General features: G+C 60.1%; 16 protein-coding genes. 13 read left to right on the plus strand and 3 right to left on the minus strand.

The genetic code is table 11. From position 1 onward, the window contains the following. Positions 1 to 6: 6 nt before the first annotated feature. The 7 genes from kdpC (at position 7) to HWX34_RS00260 (ending at position 8,607) form a co-directional block, all read left to right on the plus strand. Complete coding sequence (gene kdpC / locus HWX34_RS00230) at positions 7 to 585, plus strand: potassium-transporting ATPase subunit KdpC (protein WP_178970433.1); 579 nt, start codon at positions 7 to 9, stop codon at positions 583 to 585. A 127-nt stretch (positions 586 to 712) separates the two neighbouring features. Continuing rightward, complete coding sequence (locus HWX34_RS00235; protein WP_178970434.1) at positions 713 to 3,409, plus strand: DUF4118 domain-containing protein; 2,697 nt, start codon at positions 713 to 715, stop codon at positions 3,407 to 3,409. After that, a complete protein-coding gene (locus tag HWX34_RS00240; protein ID WP_178970435.1) occupies positions 3,406 to 4,101 on the plus strand; it encodes a response regulator in 696 nt (231 codons plus the stop codon). Before HWX34_RS00235 ends, HWX34_RS00240 begins: the two co-directional genes overlap by 4 nt. Before the next feature lie 258 nt (positions 4,102 to 4,359). After that, complete coding sequence (locus HWX34_RS00245; RefSeq protein WP_218644994.1) at positions 4,360 to 5,301, plus strand: carbon-nitrogen hydrolase family protein; 942 nt, start codon at positions 4,360 to 4,362, stop codon at positions 5,299 to 5,301. 125 nt (positions 5,302 to 5,426) lie between these two features. Then, on the plus strand, positions 5,427 to 6,881 hold the full coding sequence (locus HWX34_RS00250) for a biotin carboxylase (protein WP_178970436.1): 1,455 nt from the start codon (positions 5,427 to 5,429) through the stop codon (positions 6,879 to 6,881). Between the two features lie 62 nt (positions 6,882 to 6,943). Further along, the gene (locus tag HWX34_RS00255; protein ID WP_178970437.1) at positions 6,944 to 7,936 is read left to right on the plus strand and encodes a C45 family autoproteolytic acyltransferase/hydolase; all 993 of its coding nucleotides are present in this window, start codon (positions 6,944 to 6,946) and stop codon (positions 7,934 to 7,936) included. 248 nt (positions 7,937 to 8,184) lie between these two features. Beyond that, positions 8,185 to 8,607 (plus strand): hypothetical protein, encoded by a 423-nt coding sequence (locus HWX34_RS00260; protein WP_178970438.1) that lies wholly within the window; start codon positions 8,185 to 8,187, stop codon positions 8,605 to 8,607. Between the two features lie 138 nt (positions 8,608 to 8,745). On the opposite strand, the gene HWX34_RS00265 is transcribed toward HWX34_RS00260, so the two are convergent. Continuing rightward, positions 8,746 to 9,600 carry an endonuclease gene (locus HWX34_RS00265; protein ID WP_178970439.1) on the minus strand — a complete coding sequence of 285 codons (855 nt, stop codon included), beginning with the start codon at positions 9,598 to 9,600 and terminating at the stop codon, positions 8,746 to 8,748. A gap of 192 nt (positions 9,601 to 9,792) precedes the next feature. On the opposite strand from HWX34_RS00265, the gene HWX34_RS00270 reads away from it, so the two are divergent. From HWX34_RS00270 to HWX34_RS00280, 3 genes are all read left to right on the plus strand, one after another. Continuing rightward, positions 9,793 to 10,812: a LacI family DNA-binding transcriptional regulator gene (locus HWX34_RS00270; protein WP_178970440.1), complete on the plus strand. Its 1,020-nt coding sequence runs from the start codon at positions 9,793 to 9,795 to the stop codon at positions 10,810 to 10,812. Between the two features lie 169 nt (positions 10,813 to 10,981). After that, complete coding sequence (locus HWX34_RS00275) at positions 10,982 to 11,503, plus strand: gluconokinase (RefSeq protein WP_178970441.1); 522 nt, start codon at positions 10,982 to 10,984, stop codon at positions 11,501 to 11,503. Positions 11,504 to 11,530: 27 nt separating this feature from the next. Then, positions 11,531 to 12,838 (plus strand): MFS transporter, encoded by a 1,308-nt coding sequence (locus tag HWX34_RS00280; protein WP_178970442.1) that lies wholly within the window; start codon positions 11,531 to 11,533, stop codon positions 12,836 to 12,838. 45 nt (positions 12,839 to 12,883) lie between these two features. Here the strand turns inward: HWX34_RS00280 and HWX34_RS00285 are convergent, their stop codons facing one another. Further along, a complete protein-coding gene (locus HWX34_RS00285) occupies positions 12,884 to 13,174 on the minus strand; it encodes a putative quinol monooxygenase (RefSeq protein WP_178970443.1) in 291 nt (96 codons plus the stop codon). 192 nt (positions 13,175 to 13,366) lie between these two features. Between HWX34_RS00285 and HWX34_RS00290 the strand changes: the two genes are divergently transcribed. Both HWX34_RS00290 and HWX34_RS00295 read left to right on the plus strand, forming a co-directional pair. Further along, the gene (locus HWX34_RS00290) at positions 13,367 to 14,548 is read left to right on the plus strand and encodes an acetyl-CoA C-acyltransferase family protein (protein ID WP_178970444.1); all 1,182 of its coding nucleotides are present in this window, start codon (positions 13,367 to 13,369) and stop codon (positions 14,546 to 14,548) included. Positions 14,549 to 14,754: 206 nt separating this feature from the next. Then, positions 14,755 to 15,789 (plus strand): substrate-binding domain-containing protein, encoded by a 1,035-nt coding sequence (locus HWX34_RS00295; RefSeq protein ID WP_178970445.1) that lies wholly within the window; start codon positions 14,755 to 14,757, stop codon positions 15,787 to 15,789. Positions 15,790 to 15,807: 18 nt separating this feature from the next. Here HWX34_RS00295 and HWX34_RS00300 read toward each other — a convergent pair whose 3' ends face one another. Further along, on the minus strand, positions 15,808 to 17,085 hold the full coding sequence (locus HWX34_RS00300) for an HAD family hydrolase (RefSeq protein ID WP_178970446.1): 1,278 nt from the start codon (positions 17,083 to 17,085) through the stop codon (positions 15,808 to 15,810). Positions 17,086 to 17,292: 207 nt separating this feature from the next. On the opposite strand from HWX34_RS00300, the gene HWX34_RS00305 reads away from it, so the two are divergent. After that, positions 17,293 to 18,060, plus strand: a complete 768-nt coding sequence (locus HWX34_RS00305) for a DeoR/GlpR family DNA-binding transcription regulator (protein ID WP_178970447.1) — start codon at positions 17,293 to 17,295, stop codon at positions 18,058 to 18,060. The last annotated feature ends 91 nt before the right edge of the window (positions 18,061 to 18,151 follow it).

Consider the following 18,151-nt stretch of genomic DNA (forward strand, 5'->3'; position numbering starts at 1 on the left):
ATCATCATGCTCAAAACCCTGCGCCCGGCACTGGTGCTGTTTGTCATCCTGTCGGCCATCACCGGTCTGGCTTATCCCTTGCTGACCACCGGCCTCGCCCAGTTGCTGTTTCCGTATCAGGCCAATGGCAGCCTGATAGAGAAAAACGGCCAGATCATCGGCTCGCAGCTGATTGGCCAGAACTTCACCGGCACGCAGTATTTCTGGGGCCGCCCCTCCGCCACCAGTCCGCAAGCCTATCATGCCGGCAGTTCCAGCGGCTCCAACTTGGGCCCCACCAACCCGGCCCAACTGGATGCGGTCAAAGGCAATCTGGAACGCCTGCGCAAGGCACACCCCACCCAGACAGCCACTGTGCCGGTTGATCTGGTCACCGCATCGGCCAGTGGGCTGGACCCGGACATTTCCGTCGCCGCCGCCTACTACCAGATGGACCGTGTCGCTGCAGCACGCCAGATGCAGATGGCCCGATTGCACAAGCTGGTGGATGACCACATCATTGGCGAAACCTTCGGCCTCTCGGGCGAACCGCGCGTCAATGTACTGGCGCTGAACCTGGCACTGGATGGCCTGACCGCCAGATAAACCGCGCGCAGCAGTCTGTGCCATGCAATACGACACGACTGTTGCGCTTCGGCTTTGCCTCCCGGCCCTGCCAGCATGTGCAGGGCCTGCTGCTGTGTGGCTGCTGTTGGCCAGAAAATGAAACCCGATGACTGATACCCGACCCGATCCCGATGCCCTGCTCGATGCCATCAAGCAGGATGAGCTGGCTGCCCGGCGTGGCCGGCTGAAAATTTTCTTTGGTGCCTGCGCTGGCGTGGGCAAGACCTACGCCATGCTCAGCGCCGCCCGTGTACGCCAGCAAGAAGGCTGCAAAGTGCTGGTGGGCGTGGTGGAAACCCATGGCCGCAAAGAAACCGAAGCGCAATTGCATGGGCTTGAAGTGCTGCCCCCCACCCGGGTCGAATACAAGGGTCGCAGTCTGGCCGAGTTTGATCTGGACTGCGCACTGGCTCGCCAACCACAGCTGATCCTGATGGATGAATTCGCCCACTCAAATGTGCCAGGCTCCCGCCACAGCAAACGCTGGCAGGACGTGGAGGAGCTACTGGCGGCCGGCATCGACGTTTACACCACGCTGAATGTGCAGCATCTGGAAAGCCTGAACGATGTGGTGGGCCAGATCACCGGCATTGTGGTGCGCGAAACCCTGCCCGATCATGTATTCGACCAGGCTGAGGAAGTCGCGCTGGTCGACCTGCCGCCGGATGAACTACTGGCCCGGCTGGCTGCGGGAAAAGTGTATCTGGCCCAACAGGCCGAGCGGGCGGTGAAGAACTTCTTCCGCAAGGGCAATCTGCTGGCGCTGCGCGAGCTGGCACTGCGTCGCACCGCCGACCGGGTAGATGCGCAAATGCGCGCCTATCGGGCCGATCAGTCGATCAAACCGGTGTGGCATGCCCGTGAACGCTTGCTGGTTTGCATCGGCCACGGCCCTGGTACCGAGAAGCTGGTACGCAGCGGCAAGCGGCTGGCCGCCAGCCTGGATGCCGACTGGATTGCGGTTTTTGTGGAAACTCCGCAATTGCAACGCCTGCCCGACGCCCAGCGCGCCCGCATCATGAAGGGCCTGAAGCTGGCACAGGAGCTGGGGGCAGAAACCACCATTCTGGGCGGCAGCGAACTGGCCGCCACCCTGCTGGCCTATGCGCGCACCCGTAATGTTTCCAAGCTGGTGGTGGGCAAGACATCGGCTGGCCCCTTGCGCCGCCTGCTGCGGCGCCCCTTGCTGGAGCAGCTCACCCGGCAGGCACATGATGTCGATGTCTATGTGGTGTCCCACGAGCCGGACCAGGACAACGCAGCCGCGCAGGAAGGCTTCAACAGCCTGCTGTTTGGCGAAGCCACTCGGCAGAAGCAAGGCCACGGCTATGTGGCGGCCTTGCTGGCCTGCCTGTTGACCACCGGCCTTGTCAGCCTGCTGACACCGTTTTTTGACCTGTCCAATGTGGTGATGCTCTACCTGTTGGCCGTGGTGCTGATTGCCGTGCGCTTTGGCCGTGGCCCCGGCGTGCTGGCGTCCGTGGTATCGGTCGCCACTTTCGACTTTTTCTTTGTGCCGCCACGACTGTCCTTGTCTGTATCCGACACCCAGTATCTGCTGACCTTTGCCGTGATGTTTGCCGTGGCGCTGATCATCAGCCAGCTGACCGCTCGCTTGCGCTTTGAAGCCAATATTGCCACCTACCGCGAGCGCCGCACCCGCGCGCTGTACGACCTGGGACGCGAGCTGTCTGCCGCCCTGACCGCCAACCAGATCATCGACATCGCCGTCAGCCGCCTGCAACCGCTGTTCAATGCCAGCATCGTGCTGCTCACCCCCAATAGCCAGGAACAGCTGCGCGCCGAAAACGACAGCGCGGCACAGGCGGACCTGGGCGTTGCCCAATGGGTGTACGACAAACAGCAGGCAGCAGGCCTGGGCACCCAGACCTTGCCGTCCAATGCCATGCTCTATTTGCCACTCAAGGCACCGATGCGCAATCGCGGCGTGCTGGCGGTGCTGCCCGAACAACTGGATCAGGTCTTCCTGCCGGAACAACAACGCCTGCTGGAAACCTGCGCGGCACAAATTGCCCTGGCGCTGGAACGGGTGCATTACGTTGAAGTGGCACAAGACGCCATTGTCGCCATGGAGTCCGAACGCTTGCGCAACAGCGTACTGTCGGTTATCTCGCACGACCTGCGCACCCCGCTCACCACCCTGGTCGGCCTCTCCAGCCTGCTGGCGGAAGGCCAGGTCGATACGGCCAAACAAGCAGACATCGCCCAGTCGATTCAGGAAGAATCGCTGCGCATGAACCATCTGGTGACCAATCTGCTGGACATGGCCAGACTGCAATCCGGCGTCAAGCCCAACAAAACCTGGCAACTGCTGGATGACGTGGTGGGCAGTGCGCTACGCGCTTGCCAGCGCAATCTGCAAGGGCATCAGCTGGAAGTGGCACTGGCCAGCGATTTGCCGGTACTGGAATACGATGCCGTGCTGATTGAGCGCGTATTGGTGAACCTGCTGGAAAACGCGGCCAAATATACCCCGCCCGGCAGCGATATCACACTACAGGCACAGGCTGAGGGCGCTACAATACGCGTTTGCGTGCAAGATGACGGCCCCGGACTGCCCGCTGGACTGGAACAAAAACTGTTCGATAAATTCAGCCGTGGCAACAACGAATCCACCACGCCGGGTGTAGGGCTGGGTCTGGCTATCTGCCGCAGCATAGTCGAAGCACATGGCGGCCAGATTACCGCCAGCAACCGCCAGCCGCATGGTGCCGCCTTCTGCTTTACCCTGCCGGTCAGCCAGATGCCCGCCCTGCCCGGCGACGAGGAAATCCAGCCATGAGCGAAACACCTGTCAACCTGGTGGTGATCGAGGACGAAAAACCCATCCGCCGTTTTCTGGCCTCGGCGCTGGATGGCGACAACTGGGTGGTGCACGAAGCCGAAACCGGCAAACAGGGCCTGATTGAAGTGGCCACCCGCAAACCGGACCTGGTCATACTCGACCTGGGCTTGCCGGACATGAACGGCATTGAAGTCATCCGTCAGCTGCGCGAGTGGACCGACCTGCCCATTCTGGTGCTGTCCGCCCGCACCCAGGAAACAGAAAAAGTCCTGGCGCTGGATGCCGGTGCCGACGACTACCTGACCAAACCGTTTGGCGTGGCCGAGTGCATGGCACGCATCCGTGTCCTGCTGCGTCGTCGCAACCAGGGCAGTGCTGCTCCGGCGCAAACCTTTTGCTTTGGTCCCATTGAAGTGGATCTGGTCAACCGCACCGTCAGCAAGCATGGCAGTCCCATCCACCTCACTCCCATCGAATACCGTTTGCTGACGACCTTGATCCGCAACAGTGGCAAGGTGATTACTCATCGCGAATTGTTACTGGCGGTGTGGGGCCCTTCCTTTTCCGAGCACAACCAGTACTTGCGCGTTTATATGGGTCACCTGCGGCAGAAACTGGAAGACAACCCGGCCATGCCGCAGCACATCCTCACCGAAACCGGCGTGGGCTATCGCCTGCTCGAACGCTAGCGACAGCGGCTTGCCCGGCAAGCCGCCCCACCTTCCGCCCAGCTGCCGTCCCGGCCTGCATGGCATTCTCCGGACGCACGCCATTTTCACCTGACATGGCAAGTAAAAATCCCTGGCAATCGACCAGCCATTTCCTGCCAGCATAATCAGAAATCGGCTATTTCTGGCCCACTTCCCGCATTTGTAGACTGCTCTCCCAGCCACCACTGAAACGCCTGCCGCCGGGCAAGGCGCAGCAGTCATCAATCGGGAGAGACCTTGAAACGCTTCGCCATTGCCGGCATCCAGATGCCGGTTTCCGCCTTCGAAGAAAACATCACGCGCATGGGCCACTACGTGGCCCATGTCAAACACCGTTTTCCCTGGGTAGACATGGTGCTGTTTTCCGAACTGGCAGCCTACGGCCCCAATCCACTGCGCGCCGAAACCATGCCGGGCCAGGCCGAAGAGCGATTGTGCGCGATTGCCGCCCGCCATGGGGTGTGGCTGATTCCCGGCTCGCTGTTCGAACAGCGCGACGGCTGCATTTTCAACACCAGCCCGGTGATCAACCCGCAAGGCGAAGTCATCGCTCGCTTCAGCAAGCTGTTTCCCTTCCTGCCCTACGAAAAAGGCATCAGCGCCGGCAACCAGTTTGTGGTGTTTGACGTACCGGAAGCAGGCCGCATCGGAATTTCCATTTGCTACGACATGTGGTTTCCGGAAACCACCCGCACGCTGGCCGCCATGGGGGCGGAAGTCATTCTGCACCCCACCATGACCGACACCATAGACCGGGAAGTGGAGCTGGCCATTGCCCGGGCCTCTGCAGTCACCAACCAGCTGTATTTCTTCGACATCAATGGCGTAGGCGACGGTGGCAGCGGCCGTTCCATCGTGGTGGACCCTGCCGGTTATGTATTGCACCAGGCCGGATCGGGCGCGGAAATCATTCCGGTGGAAGTGGACTTCGACAAGGTAAGGCGCGAACGGGAACGCGGCCTGCGTGGCCTGGGCCAGCCGCTGAAAAGCTTTCGCGATCGCCGTTGCGAGTTCCCCGTCTATCAGCGCGACAGCGGCGCTGACGGCTTCCTGCATACGCTGGGGCCGCTGGTCAAGCCGGACGATCACGAGCAGAGCGGGCTGTCCGGGCCGGGCGGCCCCATACCGCAAAGTGTTGCCCCGGCAACCCTCTCACCCGGTGAGCTAGACCCGCAATGAAAGCCAGTGCACTAGCCATGTGCTGGCTAAGTCATTGCTGGCACTGGCTGCAAGTCATGACACAAACCGGCCAGCCGCCACAGCCAGCAAAAGCATCACCGCGAGCCGCTCAGGGAGAACCACCCATGCAAAAAGTCAGCAATATTTCCGATCTGCGCCTGCTGTTTCATCGTAATGAACGGCCGATCTACTTCATCAGCGCCACCAATTTCAACCTGCTGGGCATAGACCAGTGGGTGAATCGCTTCAAATACATCAACTACATCGACTGTTTTGATGGTCGCCACCCCAATGTCTTTGTGCCGCCGCAATTGCCGCACGAGGAATTCCAGTCCATCGAGGACATCAATAACTACCTGCTGCAACACAAGGACGTGGTGGATTATGTCGAGCGCGCCGGCGGTCGACCGGTGGCGGTATTCCTGATGTTCGATGCAGAAACCGAACGGCTGTGCCAGGAGCTGGGCATCGAAGTCTGGTTTCCCAGCGCCGCCTTGCGCGAGCGCTGCGACAACAAGATGGAAACCGTGCGTATCGGCAACAAGGCTGGCGTGCCCTCCGTCCCCAATGCCCTGTGCAAGGTGGATAGCTACGCCCACCTGCGCGAGATTGCCGACGCGCATGGCCTGGGCGAACAACTGGTGGTGCAAACCGCCTTTGGCGACTCCGGCCACACCACCTTCTTCATTTCCAGTGCAGCCGATTTCGACCGTCGCGCCCAGGACATCATCCAGGATCCTGAAGTCAAGATCATGCAGCGCATCAACTGTCGGGGGGCCACGCTGGAGGCCTGTGCCACCCGTTGTGGAACCCTGGTGGGACCCCTGCTTACCGAAGTGGTGGGCGAGCCGGAGCTGACACCCTATCGCGGTGGCTGGTGCGGTAATGAAATCTTCCCCGGCGCGTTCAGCGAAGAAGTCCGCGCCAAGGCACGCGAGATGGCTTACCGCTTTGGCAACCAGCTGATGGCGGAAGGCTATCGCGGCTATTTCGACCTGGATTTCCTGATCGACAAGGACACGGACGAAGTTTATCTGGGTGAACTGAACCCGCGTATCTGCGGTGCCAGCCCGATGACCAACCACGCAGCCTTCGCCTATGCGGATGTACCGCTATTCCTGTTCCATCTGCTGGAGTTTTCCGGCATCGAGTTTGAACTGGACGTGGAAGAACTGAACGCCCGCTGGGCCAACCCGGCGTTCATCGACAGCTGGAGCCAGCTGGTGATCAAACATACTGCCAACAATGTGGACATCATTACCCATGCCCCGGCCACCGGCATCTATCGTATGGCAGAGGACGGTTCGGTGTCCTACCATCGCTTCGATTACAAGCGCCAGGATATCGAATCGGAAAACGAAGCATTTTTCCTGCGCATCAGCGGGCCGGGCGACTATCGTTACGAAGGGGCTGATCTGGGCATCCTGATTACCCGTGGCCGCTCGATGAGCGACGACTTCGCACTCAATGCGCGTGCACGCCACTGGATAGCCGGCATCAAGAAATACTATGCAGCCAAACCCATCATGGCGGTGCACACTGAAAGCCCGCCTGACCCTGGCGCCTTCAAGATTCTGTAGTCCACGCCATCAACCTGGCAGTCGCCTGCTGCACGGCGGTGGCCGCAGCTCCAGTGAGACACATGCGCTGTACATTTGAAGCGATACGAGAAGACACGCCAGGTGCACGCTGGCAAGCACTGTTCCAGATGCGCTGGCCAGCCTATCAACAGTGGCTCCTGCGCGATGGCTATCGGGCACGGCCCTCATACCTGGCCGGGCGACGCGCACTGCGCCAGCACATGCCGGAACTATCCGGGCTGTATCAGCAACTCTGTGAACTGGCTGGCGGTGGCGATCTGGAAGCCCGCTTTCTGTCACAGTGGTGCCCTCCCTCGTATATCACCGGTTGTTCGCAGGCCGTCTGGCTGGACCCGACTGGCCAGGAAGGACCCGTGCTGGCACGCAATTACGACTACGCCCCCAGCCTGCTGGAAGGCAGCTGGCTGGCTACCCGCTGGCTGGGACGCCAGGTACTGGTGATGAGCGATTGCCTGTGGGGCGCGCTGGATGGCATCAACGAAGACGGGCTCGCGGTTTCCCTGTCGTTTGGCGGACGCACGGCAGTGGGCGAAGGCTTCGGCATACCGCTGGTGCTACGCTACCTGCTGGAAGCAGCAGGCAATACCGCTCAGGCCATTGCCATCCTGCAGCGGCTACCGGTACACATGACCTACAACATCAGCCTGCTGGACAAACACAGTCACTGGGCCACGGTATTTGTCGCACCGGACCGGCCAGCGGAAGTAGTGCATCGCCCGGCGGTGGCCAACCACCAGCATGGACTGGAATGGCAAGCCCATGCCAGGGCTACCCTCTCGGAAGAGCGTGAATGGATGCTGAGCCAGGGTGTGCGCAAGGCTGTGCAAGCAGATGATGTACTACGTACCCTGTTGCGTCCGCCCTTGTTCCAGACCGCCTATGGGCGCGGCTATGGCACGCTCTACACCGCGGCCTATCACCCGCACACCCTGATGGCCGAGCTGTTGTGGCCTGACATGCGCTGGCCACAATACTGCCTGGATGTGCAGGAAGGTGTGCTGAACGTGCGTTTTGATGCCAATCACAACCCGTAAAACAGCTTGTTGTCAGTACCACCACCACGCATGGGCAAGCCGCCCATGGTCGCGTTTGATCAAAACCAATAAAATCATTTGACATTAAAAACCAGGTTAAATAATGACAGAATGACTGTTTGTCATGAAAAGGTAATAATTTGTTCGCATTGACTGTGGCAGACTGTGCGCTTGCTCTTACAACATTCAAGTACGGTTGTTATGACTGCTTCGCCCAGTCATACCGCGTACCAGCAAGGATCATCACCATGAATGCCGCCAAGAAAATCCGTCGATTCATTGAAGAAAACCAGGACCCGGAACAAGTCCAGGTACTCAAGGATCTGGCTGCGGCGCTGGAAATGGGACGATCTTTTGACCTGGGCAGTCTGTACCAGATTGATATGCGCTATTTCGAAGTGGCCCTCGACCTGCTGAAAGACTGGCGATTTGATCACCACATCGCCGCTCGTAGCAAACTGCTGGAGCAACTGCTGACCGAGATTGCCCCGGACCTGCGTGCCGACACCAGCAGCACAACACCAGCAGCTGTGGTTGAAACCAGTGCGGAAGCTGCTGAAGCAAGCAGCCCGGAACAAGCAAGCAAGGGCGACAACGATGCCCCGCAAGCCGAGCCGGCAGCCAACAGCAAGCCGGCCACCAGCCGCCGTCGCAAAACCGCCGCCGAATAAGTCTGGCGTCAGCCGTTCTGACTTAACGCGGCTAACAAAATAGCGCAGCGTCCGTGGGGCAAGGCCTGCCGGTACCGACAGTACAAGGGTGCTGTGGCAAGAAAGCGCAACGCAACAGCAGGTTTTTGCTAGCACTTCTTACCGGCATAGTTCAGCCAGCTGCTCCGGCTGGCTGACCAGATAATTGCCTTCCCCTTGCAGGCTGACAATGCGCGCATTACGGCGTGTCTCCCAGCTATCCACCGGATATTGCCTTGCCCAGGCACACATCAGTTGCCGGTCTTGCCGACTCATGTTCAAGCCATAGCGCTGATGCATGTACAAGGTGATACGGGCAGCAGCCCCACGCACTTCTTCGCGCGGTTGCACCCGCTTGCCGGTAAAGTCCACCACCGTGCCACATTGACCGTAAATGCGCGCAGGCTGCCGTGCCCAGGCGCCATAGGACAAATTGCTGCGGTCGGCATTCACCTCGCCCACCGCCGGAACCAGATTGTTCAGATCCCCTTCCGCCTGCCGGAATACCGCATCGTTAGTGGCGCAGTTCTTGCGCCCGCCTGCTTGCCAGCACTGGCGCTGATGCCCCAATACCCAGGCCGGGACAACATGCTCCCATTCGATACGCTTGGCCCGCTCCGGATTCTTGCGTGGCACATAGCCACAGGACAGCCAGTCCACCTGTTTGCCCTCATAGGCGCAGCCACAGTAGAAATCCTGCTGCATGCCGGCAAATACCTTGGGTAATACGCGTTTGGCAGCAGTGAAATCGCGGTGTCCCACCCCCTTTTCACCATGCACCAGGGGGGAGAGCACTACTTTGTCTGCCGGTCTGTCTGCACCACCAGACTGCCCGGCCCCGGTGACTTGCAGCTGATGTACCACCGACTCACCCAGCTGGGCGAGCGTTTTCACCTCGCGCGGCAGTTTGACTGCCGTGTCCTTGTCACACGCGCCCAGCAGCAGTAGCAAGGCGACAAAAACCAGTTTTTTCATTGTTGGCAAGGCCAGCACCATGCCATTTCGTACTGGCCACCTCCTGTACTTTAGGGAGGGGCACTATAACCGCAGCCAGTGCATTTTCAAACCATCTGCGGTGCAGATCTGCCTGCAACTGGTGCTGAGCCTGCGTTACAATCCGCCCATCAGGCCAACTGGCCTGGCAACTCACCGCAGATCAGGTTCAGTATGTCCAGAAAACCCCGCTTGCGTTCCGGCACTGGTGTCACCATGCACGATGTCGGCCAGGCCGCTGGTGTCAGCGCCATTACCGTCTCCCGCGCCTTGCACTCGCCGGACCGGGTGTCCCCTGCCCTGCGCGAGAAAATCCTGCAGGTGGTGGAACAGCTGGGCTATGTACCCAATCGCTCTGCGCGCCAACTGGCATCGGCCCGTTCACACACGGTCCTGGTGCTGATTCCCTCACTGAGCAATACCGTTTTCATTGATGCACTGGCTGGCATCGAATCAGTCTTGCAGCCGGCCGGCTACCAGATGCTGATCGGCAATACCCATTACAGCGACAGCGAAGAGCTGGCCCTGTTGCGTGCCTATTTGCAGCACAGCCCGGACGGCCTGCTGGTTACCGGGCTGAACCAGTTGCCCGCCTTCCGCCAGATCGTCGCGCAGCAGGCACTGCCTGCGGTGTACATGATGGACCTGAGTCAGGATGACAGGCCCTGTGTCGGTTTTTCTCAGGAAGCCGCCGGTGCCAGCATGACCGGCCATCTGCTTGCGCGCGGCAAGCGCCGCATCGCCTTTCTGGGTGCACAGCTGGATGAGCGGGTGATCAAGCGGCTGCATGGCTACCGTTCGGCATTGCAACAGGCCGGCTGTCACGACCCGGCACTCGAATGGCTGAATCCTTCCCCTTCCAGCATGCAAATGGGGGCCGACATGCTGGATGCCCTGCTGGCTGCCCACCCGGACTGTGACGGTATTTTCTGCTGCAATGACGACCTGGCCATCGGCGCGATTGCCCGTTGCCAGCAACGCGGCATCGCTCTGCCCGAGCAACTGGCCATCGGCGGTTTCAACGACCTGCAAGCCGCCGCCTGGACCACCCCCGCCCTCAGCAGCATTGCCACGCCGCGCTTTGAGATTGGCGCGGCTGCCGCGCGCATGTTGCTGCAACAGCTGCGCGGTGAAACCACTGCGGTACAAAAGCTGGATCTGGGCTTCCAGCTACAGGTACGCGCCAGTACCTGACACATTCGAGGCAGAGATGCCAACAGGCCTGACAAACCAGCCTCCTATCCGCCGTACTGGCATTGCTGCCATGCAGCACATGATTTGATTGATTGCGCGCTTCTGTTAGCGCTAACATCGCGCCAGATTGCTCAGGCAAATTTTTTTATCCCAATTTGTTAGCGCTAACATGAAAAATCGAAACATTGTCGTGATGGGAGTGGCCGGCTGCGGCAAAAGCAGTCTGGGACAGGCACTGGCTAACGCCCTGTCCTCTGCCTACATCGAAGGCGACCGCTTTCATCCACCGGAAAACATTGCCCGCATGCAGGCCGGCATTGCCCTCACCGATGCCGACCGCGCTGGCTGGCTGACACAGCTGGCCGCACAACTGGCAAGGGCCAGAACAGAGCAAAAAGCCGTGGTGCTGGCCTGCTCGGCCCTGAAGCGCCGCTACCGCGACACCCTGCGCAGCGGCGACCCGGACTTGCTGCTGGTGCATCTGGCGGGCGACAAGGCTGTCATTGCCGAGCGCATGGCGGCCAGGGACGCCCATTTCATGCCCACCTCGCTGTTGGACAGCCAGTTTGCCGACCTGGAAATACCTGATCCAGCCAGTGAAAACGTCATCACGCTGGATGTCAGCCAGCCCTTGGCCACCTTGCTGCAGCACGGCTTGCAGCAAATAGCACAACGTCAGTCCCAAGCATAAAAACCGAGACAACAGAGGAGACTTCAGGTGACACAACATTCCACATCACGCCGCAGCACACCACGTCGCTGGCGCATTGGCGGGCTACTGGGCATTGGCGTACTGGTCAATTACTTCGACCGTATCAGCCTGTCCGTCGCTGCGCCGCAATTGCAGCAGGAGTTCCATCTTTCCAGCAGTGACCTGGGGATTTTGTTCAGTGCTTTTTTCTGGACCTATGCGCTGTTACAGATTCCGACCGGCCTGATCCTGGACCGCTTCGGCGTAACCCGCGTCGGGCGCTGGGGTGCCTTGTTGTGGGGAGTCGCCTCCACCCTGACCGCCTGTGCCGGGGGATTTGGCGGCGTGTTTGTCGCCCGGGCCTTGCTGGGCGTGGCCGAAGCACCGGGCTTCCCGGTCAGTGCCAAGGCCACCGGCTACTGGTTTCCCCGCCGCGAACGCGCCATGGCCACGGCCCTGTTCGATGCGGCTGCCAAGTTTTCCAATGTGATAGGCGTGCCGCTGGTGGCCCTCACCGTGGTGCATCTGGGCTGGCGCTGGGGCTTTGGCCTCACCGCCCTGCTCAGCCTGGCTTACTTTGCAGCCTTTACCCTGATCTATCGCGACCCCAGCCAGGACAGCAAGCTGTCGGCAGAAGAATACCGCTATATCACCGAAGGCGGGGCTACCGCCGAGGGCGTTAGCCAGGCCGGATCGCTGGCCATGCTGGGCTATCTGTTACGGCAACGTAAAGTATGGGGTTTGTCTATTGGCTTTGCCGCCTATGGCTATGTGTTTTACCTTTTTCTCACCTGGTTGCCCGGCTATCTGGTGCAAACCATGCACATGAGCATTCTGAAGTCGGCAAGCTATGCGGCCATTCCGTGGATATGCGCCACGCTGGCCGATCTCCTGGTGGGCGGCTGGCTGATTGACCACCTGATTGCGCGTGGCCATGACGAAACCCGGGTGCGCAAGGGCGTATTGCTGGGTGGCATGTTGCTGGGGCTGGCGGTATTCGGCACCACCACCACCAGCGACCCGGTCATCGCCATTGTGTGGATCAGCATTGCCCTGAGCGGGCTGGCCGCCGCTGCACCGGTAGGCTGGTCGCTGCCTTCACTGATTGCCCCGCGTGGCGGTACCGGCACGGTGGGCGGCATCATGAACTTTGCCAACAACATGATGGGCGCGGTGGCACCGATTGTCACCGGCATCATCGTGGGTCAAACCCACTCCTTTACCAACGCTTTCCTGATTGCCGGCTTCATGCTCTTGATTGGCGTGCTGTCCTTCCTCTTCCTGCTGGGCCGTATTGAACCGATTGCCGAGCCGGTAACCCGTTCGGCGAGATGAGCACACAAGGGGCCGGGCAACAGCTTAAGCCCGCCCCCTTGGTCATCAATCCAGCGCCTGCAGCAGTTTCACTTCCACGGGTGCCGCCAGCTTGTCTGCCACCCAGGCCCGGTAAGCCTGGTAATGGGCAGAAGCACGATGGGCTTCCACCGCAGCCATGTCGCGGTAACGCTCAAACACATGCAGTACGTTTGCGTCGCCCTCTTCCTGCAACAGCTGGTACACCTCACAGCCTGCTTCCGCCAGACTGTCACGCTGCATGCCGCGCATGGCATCACGTAACGCCTGACTGTGTTCGGGCAGACAACGCAAACTGGCAAAGATAAATACGCTCATGTTTTTTCCTTATGAGTAAACCGCTGGGCAACGGTCCATCATACTGCAAAGCAGCTGTACCAGACTCCAGCAGCAACCGTGTCTACTGCTGGCGGTACTGTCCGGCAGGCAAACCAAGCAATTGCTTGCTTGCATACATTTCCGGCTGGTAAGGTGGTGGCTTGAAACAACACGACACGGGAGAAACAACAAATGAAACAACGCGATATCGTGGTATTGAGTGCCGTGCGTTCGGCGATCGGTACGTTTGGTGGCGGCCTGAGCCATCTGGAACCGGCCGAACTGGGCGGCATGGTGATGAAGGAAGCCGTGCTGCGCTCTGGCGCAGCCGCCAGCCGCATCCACCATGTCACGGTGGGTAATTGCATTCCAACCGAAAGCCGTTATGCCTATGTGGCACGACTGGCTTCCATTGCTGCCGGTTTACCGATGGAGTCGGTCGCCATGGCCGTCAACCGCCTGTGCGGTTCCGGCTTGCAAGCCGTGGTGTCCAGTGCACAGGCCATCATGCTGGGAGACTGTGACTATGCCATCGGTGGCGGGGTGGAAGTCATGTCCCGTGCCGGTTATCTGTTGCCGCAATTGCGTAGCGGTGCGCGCATGGGCGACGTCAAGGCGCTGGACATGATGACCGCCGCGCTGACCGACCCCTTCGGTGTGGGCCATATGGGCATTACCGCCGAAAACCTGGTGGACAAATGGCAGCTCAGCCGCGAAGAACAAGACCAGTTCGCGCTGGTTTCGCAACAGCGCGCGGCCACCGCCATTGCCGAGGGTCGCTTTGCCAGCCAGATCGTCCCCATCGTCAGCCAGACCCGCAAGGGCGAAGTGGTATTCGATACCGATGAACATCCGCGCGCCACCACGCTGGAAGCACTGGCCAAGATGAAACCCGCATTCAAGAAAGACGGCTCGGTTACTGCTGGTAATGCCTCGGGCATCAATGATGGTGCGGCCTTCCTGGTGCTGGCCGGCGCGGATGCCGCAGCGGCAGCCGGGCAACAGCCGATGGCACGGCTGGTTTCTTACGCGGTGTGCGGCGTACCCAATCACATCATGGGTGAAGGCCCGATTCCGGCCACGCAAGCAGCGTTGAAACGTGCAGGGCTGACGCTGGATCAGATGGATGTGATCGAATCCAACGAAGCCTTTGCCGCACAGTCCCTGGCGGTATGCAAGGCGCTGGGGCTGGACCCGGCCCGCGCCAATCCCAATGGCGGTGCCATTGCCCTGGGTCACCCCATCGGAGCCAGCGGTGCGGTGATCGCCACCAAGGCCTTGTACGAACTGCAGCGCGTCAATGGCCGCTATGCACTGGTTACCATGTGCATTGGCGGTGGTCAGGGCATAGCCGTTATTTTCGAACGACTCTGATCCTGTGCCATTGCACTTCAACCGCCCGCCTGCCGGGCGGTTTTTGTTTGGCGGTATCTGCGTCAGGACAAGTAAAATGCATATTCAATACACATATCCGACCTGAACTTATAGAATGGCAGTAGCCTAGCGCGAGCTGTTTTGCTTGCCCGCTTAGTCTTTTCTCCACCCCTCATGGGCCAGCACGCCGAAAGGTTGTCATGGCAATGAAACGCACACTGCTGATAGTGCTGATGCTGGCCAGTCAGGGCCTGGCGGCGGCATTGGCAGAGCAGCGCTGGGACGGCCCACGCAGTGGCCCACCCCGACAGCCGGGCCATTATCAGGTGCTGTATCTGGCGCAGGATCTGCGTAATGGTGGCATTGCAGGCAGTTATCGTGCCTTTGCCACTGCTGCCGGGCTGTTGGGATGGCAGTTACAGATCATCGACGGCAAAGGCAGCAGTGCGCTGCTACGCCAGGCACTGGCCAGCGCCGTTAGCGAACGCCGGGTGCAAGGCGTGGTTCTGGGGGGCATTGCCACCAGCGACCTGAGGGTGGAAATCGGTGCGGCAAGGCAGGCCGGCATTCCGCTGGTGGGCTGGCATGCCACCGCCACGCCCGGAGCACAGGACGGCTTGTTTTTCAATGTCACCACCGACCCGCAGGAAGTGGCACGGCTGGCCGCTAGCTATGTCATCCAGCAAAGTCAGGGCAAGGCCGGGGTAGTAATCTTCAATGATGAGCGCTTTGACATTGCCAATGCCAAAACCCGCTTCATGCAGCAGACGCTGGCACAGTGCAAGACCTGCAAATTGCTGAGCGTGGAAAACATCCCCATCAACCATGCGGCAGAACGGATGGATGCGGTGGTCAGGCAGTTGAACCAGCGCTATGGCAAGCAATGGACGCACACACTGGCCATCAACGATGTCTATTTCGATGAAATGAACTATCCGCTGCTGCATGTGCGGCGCACGGATATCCGCAATGTTTCGGCCGGAGACGGTTCCAGCAAGGCCATCAGCCGCATCCGGGCCGGACTGTCACAGCAAAGTGCAACCGTGGCCGAACCACTTGCGGCGCAAGGCTGGCAGATGGCAGACGAACTCAACCGCGCCTTTGCCCATGCCAGCCCCAGCGGCTATGCCAGCAAACCCATTCTGCTTACCCGAGAAGTGCTGCAACAGCTGGGCGAGCAGGAGGTGGATGCCGCCCTGCCCTACCAGCAAGCCTATCGCGCCATCTGGCGTTTGCATTAAGCCTGGATTACAGCCCGCTCAGGCCAGCAGCTTGCGCTCGGTTTTTCCATATTTGAGCGACTTTTCATCCGGCACCATCAAGCCGGTTGCCTCCTCCCGTCCTTGCAGAATGAAGCGCGCCTGCGGTTGACCCAGTTGCTGGGCGGCCAGCTGGCTGTCTGCGCCGATTTCGCCCTTTTTCATGCGATTGACGATCAGCCCTACCGAGGTATCGGCAAAGTCGCGCAGCATCCAGGCATCGCCATCGCTGTCGCCCGCCACCAGCACCGGGCCATAGCCCTTCTTGGCCTGCAACTGCTGGCGGATGCCCACCGTCTTGCCGGGGCCCCAGTTGAAATGCCAGCCGCTGAGGTAGCGATCGGTATAACGGCCATTGACCATTTCCAGCCGCAAGCCGATGACATTCTCCGGCGGTACGCCATAGCCAAAATCGGCATGGCCGGCGAATACCCGCACCACGTCGTCGATGGACGCGGTGCTGACATACACATCAATGCCGTTGGCGCGCAGGGTATGCATCAGCCCACGGATTTCCTCATGCACGCGGATGCCATGGAAATGGGTATCCGCCACCACCCCCGCCTTGCCTGGCAGGGTATCCGGGCTTTGATAGCGCATCTTGCGCAGGCCATCGCCCAGCGCGGCCTTGTTGGAGGCCAGGGCCATGGCCTGCAGTTCGGCCGTGCTCATGTTCTTGTAGAAATAGATGATCCACTTGTAGCCGATTTCCAGCGGGAAACTGTCGCAGATGGCGTCGTACATGAAGTACAGCTTGGCGCGGAAATCCTTGAACTGGTCGCTGGCCTGCACGTCCTCCAGGCTGCGGCTGCCAGCCAACCCCTGATAGTTGGCATACAGCCAGCGATAGTCCGCCACCACATCGGCTGCGATGTCGGCCATGCGTACCGGCTTGCCATCCACCGTCTTGTAGTCGGCCATGAAGGTTTCATCCGGCACGTCACGCCACACGACCTGGTGGAACTCCTCGGGCGTCAGCTTGTACTGCAGATGGTTGATCTGGTACATCAGCAACGCTTCTTCACAGTCATTCATGATGCAGGTGTTATCCCAGTCAAACACGGCATAAGGCTTGCGATCGGCGCGGTAAGTGGGGCTGTGACGGCCGTACTGGTCCAGCAGCAATTGCAGGCGCGCGGCATTAAGTGGCGACCAGCGTGCGGTATCCAGCGGTACGCTGGCCGTGTTGCTCTGGGCACGGGCTGATGAAGAGGCCAGCAACAAGGGGCTGCTGGCGGACACGGCGGCAAGGGCATGAATGAACTGGCGGCGTTGCATGGTATCTCCCGATCCGGATGACAAAGGAAGACGGGAGGCCATGCCAGCCCGTCAGCATGGCCAGCATAATAAACACCCAATATTACAACTTTGCCACAAAAGTACACAAAGCGTGCAAATCCGACCTGCAAAATCCAGCAGCCGACCGGCTTGACAGGGCAGCAAAGCCAGGGAGAATGAGCAGGCAAATTTCAGGGGGAAACGCCCATGTGGCAAGAAGAGCGCTACCAGCGCATCCGTGCCTTGCTGGCATTGGAGCAGCGCATCAGCACTGACCGGCTAGTCAGGGAGCTACAGGTATCGCGCGAAACAGTCAGGCGCGACGTTGCCGCGCTGGAAGCGCTGGGTCAGTTACGCCGCACCCATGGCGGCATCGTGCGTCCCAGCGCAACGGAAGCCCCGATTGCCGAACGGGCGCAGCTCAACGTCCGTTTCAAGGAGGACATTGCCCGTGCGGTGTGCAGCAGGCTCAGTGCCGGGCAAACCGTGTTCATTGATGCCGGCACCACCACCGCCCTGCTGGCCCGGCAACTGGCCGGCCTCTCCGGCCTGACCATCATCACCAATGCTTTTGATGTGGCACTGGCACTGCGCCAGCCAGAAGGGGGCAAGCGCCATCAGCTCATCATGCTGGGTGGGGAAATGGGCGAACGTGCCGCAGCCACGGTGGGTGGCAGCACGGTGAATGCCATCCGCCATTACCGGGCAGACATCGCCCTACTGTCCCCGGTGGGCGTCAGCTGCGATATGGGGGCCAGTAATTACGATCTTGCCGAGGCTGAAGTGGCCCTTGCCATGAGCGAGCAGGCAGATCAAACCTTTATCCTGGCCGATGCCAGCAAGCTGGGCGTCAGCAGCCGCTTCAGCCTGTGCCGGGCGGAAGCCATCGACTTGCTGGTCAGCAATCAGTCAGCAGCCGAATCGCCCGCCTGCCAGGCACTGGCAACACAGGTGGGTGAGCTGTGGCTGGTGTGATACGCCGCAAGCTGATACCAAGATGGCATATGCAAACAAGCAAATGTTATTTTTGTTATATTAAAAACAGAAATATCCTGCTTTGAGTTAT

The sequence above is a fragment of the Aquitalea sp. LB_tupeE genome (assembly GCF_013391415.1).
Taxonomy (GTDB): Bacteria; Pseudomonadota; Gammaproteobacteria; order Burkholderiales; family Chromobacteriaceae; genus Aquitalea.